The organism is Paracoccus sp. (in: a-proteobacteria) (genome assembly GCF_046289755.1).
Classification (GTDB): Bacteria; Pseudomonadota; Alphaproteobacteria; order Rhodobacterales; family Rhodobacteraceae; genus Paracoccus.
On the sequence record NZ_JBKBVD010000080.1, the window covers coordinates 1 to 9,418 of the forward strand.

At 66.7% G+C, this 9,418-nt stretch carries 12 protein-coding genes; 5 read left to right on the forward strand and 7 right to left on the reverse strand.

Going from position 1 to position 9,418, the window contains the following annotated elements:
- The 4 genes from ACK41U_RS18295 to ACK41U_RS18310 all read right to left on the reverse strand — a co-directional run.
- Positions 1-194 (reverse strand): trigger factor family protein (locus ACK41U_RS18295; protein ID WP_409683381.1); only part of this gene is annotated, 194 nt, incomplete at its 3' end.
- Positions 195-291: 97 nt separating this feature from the next.
- Positions 292-699, reverse strand: coding sequence for a cytochrome c (locus tag ACK41U_RS18300; RefSeq protein WP_409683384.1), 408 nt, complete (start codon positions 697-699; stop codon positions 292-294).
- 60 nt (positions 700-759) lie between these two features.
- Entirely contained in the window at positions 760-1,440 is a 681-nt protein-coding gene (locus tag ACK41U_RS18305) for an ABC transporter ATP-binding protein (RefSeq protein ID WP_409683387.1), read from the reverse strand.
- On the reverse strand, positions 1,433-2,734 hold the full coding sequence (locus tag ACK41U_RS18310; RefSeq protein WP_409683390.1) for a lipoprotein-releasing ABC transporter permease subunit: 1,302 nt from the start codon (positions 2,732-2,734) through the stop codon (positions 1,433-1,435). Before ACK41U_RS18310 ends, ACK41U_RS18305 begins: the two co-directional genes overlap by 8 nt.
- A gap of 133 nt (positions 2,735-2,867) precedes the next feature.
- Here ACK41U_RS18310 and radA point away from each other — a divergent pair, with 133 nt between their 5' ends.
- From radA to purF, 3 genes are all read left to right on the forward strand, one after another.
- Complete coding sequence (radA, locus tag ACK41U_RS18315) at positions 2,868-4,232, forward strand: DNA repair protein RadA (RefSeq protein ID WP_409683393.1); 1,365 nt, start codon at positions 2,868-2,870, stop codon at positions 4,230-4,232.
- Positions 4,233-4,274: 42 nt separating this feature from the next.
- Complete coding sequence (locus ACK41U_RS18320) at positions 4,275-4,883, forward strand: CvpA family protein (protein ID WP_409683396.1); 609 nt, start codon at positions 4,275-4,277, stop codon at positions 4,881-4,883.
- Between the two features lie 149 nt (positions 4,884-5,032).
- A complete protein-coding gene (gene purF / locus ACK41U_RS18325; protein WP_409683398.1) occupies positions 5,033-6,523 on the forward strand; it encodes an amidophosphoribosyltransferase in 1,491 nt (496 codons plus the stop codon).
- Positions 6,524-6,634: 111 nt separating this feature from the next.
- On the opposite strand, the gene ACK41U_RS18330 is transcribed toward purF, so the two are convergent.
- From ACK41U_RS18330 to ACK41U_RS18340, 3 genes are read right to left on the reverse strand one after another with little or no spacing between them, the layout of a single operon-like run.
- Complete coding sequence (locus tag ACK41U_RS18330; RefSeq protein ID WP_409683401.1) at positions 6,635-7,675, reverse strand: 5-(carboxyamino)imidazole ribonucleotide synthase; 1,041 nt, start codon at positions 7,673-7,675, stop codon at positions 6,635-6,637.
- A complete protein-coding gene (purE, locus tag ACK41U_RS18335) occupies positions 7,668-8,153 on the reverse strand; it encodes a 5-(carboxyamino)imidazole ribonucleotide mutase (protein ID WP_409683404.1) in 486 nt (161 codons plus the stop codon). Before purE ends, ACK41U_RS18330 begins: the two co-directional genes overlap by 8 nt.
- Positions 8,154-8,207: 54 nt before the next feature.
- Positions 8,208-8,426 carry a YdcH family protein gene (locus ACK41U_RS18340; protein ID WP_409683407.1) on the reverse strand — a complete coding sequence of 73 codons (219 nt, stop codon included), beginning with the start codon at positions 8,424-8,426 and terminating at the stop codon, positions 8,208-8,210.
- 234 nt (positions 8,427-8,660) lie between these two features.
- Between ACK41U_RS18340 and ACK41U_RS18345 the strand changes: the two genes are divergently transcribed.
- Together ACK41U_RS18345 and ACK41U_RS18350 are read left to right on the forward strand one after the other, a co-directional pair.
- Positions 8,661-9,071, forward strand: coding sequence for an Hsp20 family protein (locus ACK41U_RS18345; protein ID WP_409683410.1), 411 nt, complete (start codon positions 8,661-8,663; stop codon positions 9,069-9,071).
- Between the two features lie 13 nt (positions 9,072-9,084).
- Entirely contained in the window at positions 9,085-9,312 is a 228-nt protein-coding gene (locus tag ACK41U_RS18350; RefSeq protein ID WP_409683413.1) for a DUF1150 family protein, read from the forward strand.
- Positions 9,313-9,418 lie beyond the last annotated feature (106 nt).

Sequence of the window (9,418 nt, forward strand, 5' to 3'; positions counted from 1 at the left end):
TCGCCCAGAACCCGGGGGCCGAACTGCTTTTTCAGCATGGCCATGGGCACCTTGCCCTTGCGGAAGCCCTTCATCTCGACTTCGGGCTGCGCCTCTTTCAGCTTGGCATCCACCGTCGCGGCCAGATCGGCAGCGGGCAGAGTGAACTGATAGCCGCGCTTCAGACCTTCGTTCTGGGTTTCCTTGACCTGCATTATCGTCCTCATGGCTGGAAGGGCCGCAGACAAGGCAGCGGCCTGAAAATTTGAGCCGTTCTAGTCGCCACAGCGCTGCGCTGCAAGCAGATAGCGGTCAGCGTTGCAGGCTCTGGACATAATCGGCCAGCGCGACCAGCCGCGCAGGCGTCGGCACCGCCTGCCCCGAGCCGTCATCGTACATCACCGTGGGCCCGTCCAGCAGATCCGCGAATGCGGGCATGGGGCTGTCGCTGCGCCCCATCGTATAGCCCGCGATATGGCCCATCACCTGCGTCTTGGGAAACACCCCGCCATTGCGGCGCGCCACCAGCGTCACATCGGGCGGCGCCGTCTCCAGCCCCTCGGCCAGCGCCCCGCCACCCCGGCCGTCATCGCCATGACAGACCGCGCAATAGGCGGCAAAATCGGCCCGTGCCCCGGTCGCCCTGGGCTGCGGCGCGCAGGCCGCGATCACCCCTGCCAGCCCCAGTCCCACGCCACCTGCCAGAATGATTGCCCGCATGACCGCCCCTTTTCGTTTCCAGATGCCCGACGATGCCCAATGCACCGCCTCAGGGCAAGCTCAGCCAGCCATCGCGCCGGGCGCGCCCAGCCGGATCACCCGGTCCATACGCCCGGCCAACGTGTGATTATGCGTGGCAATCAGCGCCGACAGACCCGTCTCGCGCACCAGCGCCATCAGCACGCCGAACACCCGGTCCGAGGTTTCGGGGTCCAGATTGCCCGTCGGCTCATCGGCCAGCAGCAACGACGGGCCATTGGCCAGCGCGCGGCAGAACGCCACCCGCTGCTGCTCGCCCCCCGACAATTGCGCGGGACGGTGATCGGCACGATGGCTCAGCCCGACACGGCCCAGCAGATCGGCGGCCCGCGCCGCGGCCTGCCGCGCAGGCACCCCTTCGGCCAGCTGCGGCAGCACGATATTCTCGGCGGCGCTGAACTCGGGCAGCAGATGGTGGAACTGATAGACAAAGCCCAGCTCGCGCCGCCGCGCCTCGGTCCGGGTGCGGTCGGGCAGCCCGGTCATGTCGCGCCCGTTCAGCACGATGCGGCCGGTGTCGGGCGTGTCCAGCAGCCCGGCAATATGCAGCAGCGTCGATTTCCCGGCCCCCGAAGGCGCGACCAGCGCCACCACCTCGCCCCGCGCAACCGACAGATCCAGACCGCGCAGCACCTCGATGGGCGCAGGACCGCCCTTGCCATAGGTCTTGCCGATCCCCTCCAGCCCCAGAACCTCACTCATAGCGCAGCGCCTCCACCGGGTTCATGCGGGCGGCACGGCGCGCCGGAAAGATGGTCACGATAAAGGACAGCGTCAGCGACAGACCGACGGCGCGGGCAATATCCCACAGCCGCAATTCGGCGGGCAGGCGATAGATGCCCCGCACCTCGGGTTGCCACGCCCCGCCGCCGGTCAGCGCATTCAGCGCCGCCATGATGTTCTCGACATTCAGCGCCAGCAGAACGCCCAGAACGACCCCGGCCAGCGTGCCCAGCACGCCGGTGAACGCCCCGCACAGAAAGAACACCCGCAGCACCGATCCCTCGGTCAGGCCCATGGTGCGCAAAATACCGATGTCGCGGCCCTTGTTCTTGACCAGCATGATCAGCCCGCTGGTGATGTTCATGGACGCGATCAGCACCAGCACCGACAGAATGACGAACATTACGTCATCCTCCATGTCCAGCGCGGCCAGAAACGAGCCCGAGGCATTGCGCCAGTTCCAGACCTGCGCTCCCTCGCCCGCCGCCTGCATCAGCAGGGCTGTCCAGTCGTCCACCCGCTCGGGGTCATCGACAAAGACCTCGATCTCGTCGGCCACGCCTTCGCGGTTGAAATAGCTCTGCGCCTCGTCCATCGGCATATAGATGCGGGTCCGGTCGATGTCATAGCGACCCGCGCTGAAGACATAGACCACCTCATAGGCGTTCACCCGTGGCGTGGTGCCGAATGCGGTGCGCGCCCCCTCGGGCGCGATCAGCCGCACGCGGTCGCCCACCCCCAGCCCCAGCTCGCGCGCGATCCCCGACCCGATGGCGATCCCCTCACCGAAGCGATCCAGATCCCCGAATGATGTCTCGGGGTCCACGATCCGCGGCATCGCCTCCAGATCGGCGGGCGCGATCCCGAACACCTCGGCCACATTCGAGGCGTCATTCGCGCTGGCCATGACCTGCCCCTTGATGACGGCGGCGGTGCGGGTGACGCCCGGAACCGCGGCCAGCCGCGCCGCCATCGCCTCGTAATCAGCGATCCGGCCCGGCACGACATAGACGTCTTCGGTGAATTCATTCGTGATCCGCTGCGGCGACAGATAGACGGTCGTATGCGCATTGGCGCCAAGGATCGTGTCCACGAACTCGGCCCGGAACCCCGACCGCACCGCCAGCGTGGCAATCAGCGCCATCACCCCCAGGGCAATGCCGATCAAACTGATCCAGGTCATCACGCTGACGCCACCCTCGGCCCGCCGGGCCCGCAGATAGCGCCACGCGATCAGGAATTCGAAACGGGAAAAGGGTCTGGTGCCGGACATGATACGCCTTCGCAAAATCCGCCCGGACCCTGACCCCGCCCCGCCCGGAATTCAAGCCGACATTGCCGTGAACCCTTCTTCTTCACTTAAATATCCAACTTGCGACGCCCAGCACCGGGTGCGACATAACCCCATGGCCAAACCAACCACAGCCTTCACCTGCACCGCCTGCGGCACCGCCCACAAGAAATGGGCCGGGCGCTGCGAGGCGTGTGGCGCCTGGAACACCATCATCGAAGAGGCGCCGCTGTCCCAGGGCCCCGGTCGCGGCCTCGGCGCCGCCAAGGGCCGCGCGGTGCCGCTGTCGGGCCTGTCCACGACCGAACCGCCGCCGCCCCGCTTCCGCGCCGGGATGGAGGAGTTCGACCGCGTGCTGGGCGGCGGTCTCGTGCCCGGCTCGGCGCTGCTGGTCGGCGGCGATCCCGGCATCGGCAAATCGACGCTGCTGCTGCAGGCCGCCGCCGCGCTGTCGAAAAGCGGCATGCAGGCCATCTATTTCAGCGGCGAAGAGGCCAGCGCGCAGGTCCGCATGCGCGCCCTGCGCCTTGGTCTGGCCGACGCGCCGATGCGGCTTGGCGCCGAAACCAACCTGCGCGACATCCTGACCACGCTGGATGCCGAACGCCCCGATGTGGCTGTGATCGATTCGATCCAGACGCTGTGGTCGGACACGGTCGAGGCCGCACCGGGCAGCGTCGCGCAGGTCCGCTCTGCTGCCCACGAACTTGTGACCTTCGCCAAGAAACGCGGCGTTGCGGTGATCCTTGTGGGCCATGTCACCAAGGACGGCCAGATCGCGGGCCCCCGCGTGGTCGAGCATATGGTCGATTGCGTGCTGTATTTCGAGGGCGAGCGCGGCCACCAGTTCCGCATCCTCCGCTCGGTCAAGAACCGCTTCGGCCCCTCGGGCGAGATCGGCGTGTTCGAGATGACCGGCGCCGGTCTGGCCGAGGTCGCCAACCCCTCGGCGCTGTTTCTGTCCGAACGCGGTCAGCCCATCGCGGGCAGCGCGGTCTTCGCAGGCATCGAGGGCACGCGGCCCGTGCTGACCGAGGTGCAGGCGCTGGTGGCCCCCTCGACGCTGGCCAGCCCCCGCCGCACGGTGGTCGGGCTGGACAGTGGCCGGGTCAGCACCATCCTTGCGGTGCTGGAGGCGCGCTGCGGCATTCCCTTTGCGGGGCTGGATGTGTTTCTCAACGTGGCAGGCGGCATGAAAGTCGCCGAACCCGCCGCCGATCTGGCGATTGCAGGCGCGCTTTTGTCAGCGCGCGAGGACAATCCCCTGCCCCCCGAGGCGGTGCTTTTCGGTGAAATCAGCCTGTCGGGCGCGCTGCGCCCGGTCGCGCAGGCGGAAAACCGGTTGAAAGAGGCGCAGAAACTTGGTTTCACACAGGCGATTTTGCCCGAGGCCCAGAAGGTCGAAGGCCAGGACGGAATGTCGCTGCGGCGCATTGCCGACCTGACGGGATTTGTGGGCGAGGTTTTCGGCGCCGGCTGAACCGCCTGATAGACAAGGACAACCGGCGCAAGGGGCAGGAATATGGACGGCTTTACGATCATCGACGCCGTGGTGGCAGCAGTCATCATCCTATCGGCAATCCTCGCCTGGTCGCGGGGATTCGTACGCGAATCGCTGGCGATTCTGGGATGGATCGCGGCTGCCGTGCTGGCTTTCATCTTCGCGCCCACCGTGCGCCCGATGATTGCGCAACTGCCGGTGGTGGACCGCTTCATGGGCGACAGTTGCGAACTGGCCACGATCGCGGGTTTTGCCGTGGTCTTTGCGCTGGCGCTGGTGATCTTTTCGATCATCACGCCGCTGTTTTCCTCGGTCGTGCAGCGCTCGGCGCTTGGCGGGGTCGATCAGGGCATCGGCTTTGTCTTCGGCGTGGCGCGCGGCATCCTGTTGGTGGCCATCGCCTTCATCGTCTATGACCGGGTGATGACGACCCAGCAGCTTGGCATGGTCGAACAGTCCCGCTCGGCCCAGGTGTTCGAGCGGATGCGCGGCCAGATGGATGACAGCATTCCCGACGACGCGCCGGGCTGGATCGTGAACCGTTACGAACAGATGGTCCGCGACTGCACCGCCACCGCCAGCACCGTCCAGCCCACCGCAACGCCGCCGGCCGCGGCACCCGCGAACTGAGCCTCGCTTGCGGCGTCCGGCGCAGGCCCGGCCCGAATACGACGATCCCATGACGAAAAAGCGCCCCCGCCCGACCGCGGGGGCGTGACTTTGCGGGGCACAGGGACTAGATGTCCCGCGACAGCCCCCAGCCATCGAGGTCCGCAGCAATGCAACCATTTCTGGCCCATCCGTTCGATTCGGACCGTCTGCATGAAGAATGCGGCATCTTCGGAGCGATCGGCGTCGCCGATGCGGCGAATTTCGTGGCCCTCGGCCTGCACGCCCTGCAACATCGCGGGCAAGAGGCAGGCGGCATCGTGACCCATGACCCCGCCCACGGGTTCAACAGCGCCCACCGCTTCGGCTATGTGCGTGACAGCTTTACCAAGCCCGAACTGATGGCGACCCTGCCGGGGCCCCTGGCCATCGGCCATGTCCGCTATTCCACCGCAGGCACCAAGGCCAACACCGCGATCCGCGACGTGCAGCCGTTCTTTGGCGAGTTTCACATGGGCGGCTGCGCCATCGCCCATAACGGCAATATCACCAATGCGAGCGCCCTGCGCCGCGAGCTGATCGAGCGGGGCTCGATCTTTCAGTCCTCGTCCGACAGCGAATGCATCATCCATCTGATGGCGCGGTCCATCCAGCGCAACATCCCCGAGCGGATGAAGGATGCGCTGCGCCGGATCGAGGGGGCGTTTTCGGTCATCGCCATGACCCGCACCAAGCTGATCGGCGTGCGCGACGCGCTTGGCGTGCGGCCACTGGTCATCGGCAAGGTGGGTGAGGACGGTTATGTGCTGGCCTCCGAGACCTGCGCGCTGGACATTATCGGCGCCGAATTCGTGCGCGAGGTCGAGCCGGGCGAGATGGTCGTGATCTCGAAGGGTCAGATCGAAAGTTCGCGCCCCTTCGGGCCGTCCACGGGGCGGTTCTGTATCTTCGAGCATGTCTATTTCTCGCGCCCCGATTCGATCATCGGCGGCCGGTCGGTCTATGAGACGCGGCGCCAGATCGGCGTCGAGCTGGCCCGCGAAGCCCCGGTCGAGGCCGATCTGGTCTGCCCCGTCCCCGACAGCGGCACGCCCGCCGCCATCGGCTATGCGCAGGAATCGGGCATCCCTTACGGCATGGGGATCATCCGCAACCAGTATATGGGCCGGACCTTCATCGAGCCGTCCGAGCAGATCCGCAATATGGGCGTGCGGCTGAAGCTGAACGTGAACCGCGCCCTGATCGCGGGCAAGCGGGTGGTTCTGGTCGATGACAGCGTCGTGCGCGGCACCACCAGCCGCAAGATCAAGGACATGATCCTGGATGCGGGCGCCGCCGAAGTGCATTTTCGCATCGCCAGCCCCCCCACCGCATGGCCCTGTTTCTACGGCGTCGACACGCCCGACCGCGACAAGCTGCTGGCCGCCAATATGACGCCCGACGAGATGCGCGAATGGATCGGCGTCGACAGCCTGTCCTTTGTGACGTTGGACGGACTTTATCGCGCCGTGGGTGAGGCTGGCGGGCGCAATACGAAATGCCCGCAATATTGTGACGCCTGTTTCTCTGGCGATTATCCGGTCGCACCGTTTGACCAGCTGGAGCGGGGGTTCAGGATGAAGCCCGGCTCGGAGACGGCGGGCAAGCTGGCGGCGGAATAGGGCGCCGGAACAGGAATGCGTCCCGCGACCGCCGGGGGGCTGCGCGCCCCCCGGACCCCCTGCGGGATATTTTCATGAAGAAGAAAAGGCGCTGCCGGCGATCAGAGGCGATCAGGCGGGGGTGATGCGGTTCAGATGGCCCATCTTGCGGCCCGGACGTGCCTCGCCCTTGCCATAGAGATGGATCTGGGTGCGGGGCTGGGCCAGCAGCGCGGGCAGGCGGTCCATATCGGCGCCGATCAGGTTCTCCATCACCACATCGGCATGGCGTTTGCCATCGCCAAGCGGCATCCCGGCCACCGCGCGGATATGCTGTTCGAACTGATCGACGGCGCAGCCCGCCTGCGTCCAATGGCCGGAATTGTGCACGCGCGGTGCGATCTCGTTGACGATCAGGCCCTCGGGCGTGACGAACAGTTCGACCCCCATGACGCCGACATAGTCGAGCGCATTGGCGATCCGGGCCGCGATCAGCACCGCATCGGTCGTCACCCGCGCGGGCTGGCCGCAGGGAACGGTTGTCGTCCGCAGGATCCCGCCCTCATGGACATTCAGGCCGGGATCAAAGCCCGCGACCTGCCCGTCGGCGCCCCGCGCGATGATCACGCTGATCTCGGCGGTGAAATCGACGAAGCCCTCCAGCACCGAAGGGGCGCCGGTCCAGCCGGGATCGCCGCCCTCGTGAATGCGGATCTGGCCCTTGCCGTCATAGCCCAGGCGGCGGGTCTTGAGGATCGCGGGGCGCCCGATTGTGGCCAGCGCGCCCTCCAGCTCGGTCTGATCGGGCACATCGGCAAAGGGGGCGGTGCGCAGGCCGATCTGGTTCAGGAAGGTCTTTTCGGTCAGCCGGTCCTGCGAAATGGCGAGCGCGCGGCGACCGGGCCGGATCGGGCGCAGCGATTCCAGCAGGTCCAGCGCGGCAGTCGGCACATTCTCGAATTCATAGGTGATGACATCGACGGATCCGGCAAAGGCGCGCAGCGCGTCGTGATCCTCGTAGGGGGCGGTGGTCACGCGCCAGGCGACATCGCCCGCAGGGGCCGCGCCCGGTTCAAAGATATGGCAGCGCAGTCCCAGACGGCTGGCCGCCGCCGACAGCATGCGCCCCAGCTGGCCGCCGCCCAGAATGCCAATGGTGCGGATCTCAGTCATCGCGCGGCTCCTCGGGGATCGAGGCCGAGAGGGCGCTGCGCCAGTCGTCCAGCCGCTGCGCGATCGCGGGATCGGACAGCGCCAGAATAGCCGCCGCCATCAGCCCGGCATTGGCCGCGCCCGCCGCCCCGATGGCCATGGTGGCGACCGGATAGCCCTTGGGCATCTGCAGGATGGAATAGAGCGAATCGACGCCCGACAGCGCCTTGGTCTGGACCGGCACGCCGATCACCGGCACACGGGTCTTGCTGGCCATCATGCCCGGCAGATGGGCCGCGCCCCCTGCCCCTGCGATAATGACCTTCAGGCCGCGCCCGACCGCTGATCTGCCATAGTCCCACAGCCTGTCCGGGGTGCGATGGGCGCTGACGATCCGGGCCTCGTGCGGGATCCCGAGCTCATCAAGGATCTGCGCCGCCTCGCGCATGGTCGGCCAGTCGGACTGGCTGCCCATGATGATTCCGACATGTATGTCCATCGCCCGGTCCCCCATGTTTCCCGCCCCCATAGCGCGGCGCGGGACCGGTCGCAATCAGGCGATGATGTCGGGGGTTATCTCGTCCTCGATCCGGGCGATCTTGTCCTTGAGCATCAGCTTTTGCTTCTTGAGCCGCTGAAGCGCCAGCGACGAGGTCAGCTGCTGGTCCTGCAACGCCGCAATCGCCTCGTCGAGGTCGCGATGCTCGCAGCGCAGCGCCTCGCGCCGGGCGCGCAGAATTTCCTCATGGGTCATCGAATGCTGCATGTTCATCGGTATTCTCTGCACAGAGTTCTGCCTTCCCCCGACTATAGCGCGGCAAGGCGCTGCTGTTAACGGAAACCGTCGCCGTCCCGGAAACTGTTGCAACCGACCGTTGCGCGTGACTGCGGCCGCGCAGCCAGAGCGGCATCTTGCAAACCGCCGCGCGTCCTTCCATATTTGAAGGTGAGGGGTCGCCGTGACGGGGCCCGCACCAGACAGTCGCTTTGACAAGAAAGGGCTGAGATGACTAAGATGTCTCTGGGGTCGCACCCCTATCTTCTGGGCTTCGACCAGTTGGAACGGCTGGCCGAACGTGCAGCCAAGGGGGCGGAAGGCTATCCGCCTTACAATATCGAGCATATCGCCCCGGACGGGTTTCGCATCACCCTTGCCGTGGCGGGCTTTTCCGAAGACGACCTGAGTGTGACGACCGAGGACCGCCAGCTGGTGATCCGGGGCCGCACCACCGAGGCCGAGGACAAGCGCGTCTTTCTGCACCGCGGCATCGCCGCCCGCGCCTTTCAGCGCAGCTTCGTGCTGGCCGATGGGGTCGAGGTGACCGGCGCCGCGATGGAGAACGGGCTGCTGCATGTGGATCTTCGCCGCGTGCAGCCGCAACAGGTGGTTCAGACCATTCCGATCAGCCGCAAATAATAAGGGGATCACAATGGACAACAGAGCAGTTTCCGGCGCCGAGACCGGCGCCAAGACCGTCTATATCCGCAAGATCTCGACCGCGTCGCTTCCGCACGAGATCCGCAGCCAGCTGCCCGGCGTCGAAGCGATGTATGCGCTGCATGACAACGAGGGCGAGCGACTGGCACTGGTCAAGGAACGCAGTGCCGCCTTCATGCTGGCGCGCCAGAACGAACTGACCCCGGTCAGCGTGCACTGATCCCGGCGGCGGGGGGGGGGGGGGGGGGGGGGGGGCGGGGCCCCCGCGCCCCCCCCCCCCCCCCCCCCCCCCACCCCCCCCACACCCCCCCCCCCCCACCCACCCA

Coding starts and splice junctions, on each gene's coding strand:
- ACK41U_RS18300 (WP_409683384.1), bottom strand. CDS start 699: ATGCGGGCAATCATTCTGGCAGGTGGCGTGGGACTGGGGCTGGCAGGG.
- ACK41U_RS18340 (WP_409683407.1), bottom strand. CDS start 8,426: ATGAACATGCAGCATTCGATGACCCATGAGGAAATTCTGCGCGCCCGG.
- purF (WP_409683398.1), top strand. CDS start 5,033: ATGCAACCATTTCTGGCCCATCCGTTCGATTCGGACCGTCTGCATGAA.
- radA (WP_409683393.1), top strand. CDS start 2,868: ATGGCCAAACCAACCACAGCCTTCACCTGCACCGCCTGCGGCACCGCC.
- ACK41U_RS18305 (WP_409683387.1), bottom strand. CDS start 1,440: ATGAGTGAGGTTCTGGGGCTGGAGGGGATCGGCAAGACCTATGGCAAG.
- ACK41U_RS18330 (WP_409683401.1), bottom strand. CDS start 7,675: ATGACTGAGATCCGCACCATTGGCATTCTGGGCGGCGGCCAGCTGGGG.
- ACK41U_RS18345 (WP_409683410.1), top strand. CDS start 8,661: ATGACTAAGATGTCTCTGGGGTCGCACCCCTATCTTCTGGGCTTCGAC.
- purE (WP_409683404.1), bottom strand. CDS start 8,153: ATGGACATACATGTCGGAATCATCATGGGCAGCCAGTCCGACTGGCCG.
- ACK41U_RS18310 (WP_409683390.1), bottom strand. CDS start 2,734: ATGTCCGGCACCAGACCCTTTTCCCGTTTCGAATTCCTGATCGCGTGG.
- ACK41U_RS18350 (WP_409683413.1), top strand. CDS start 9,085: ATGGACAACAGAGCAGTTTCCGGCGCCGAGACCGGCGCCAAGACCGTC.
- ACK41U_RS18320 (WP_409683396.1), top strand. CDS start 4,275: ATGGACGGCTTTACGATCATCGACGCCGTGGTGGCAGCAGTCATCATC.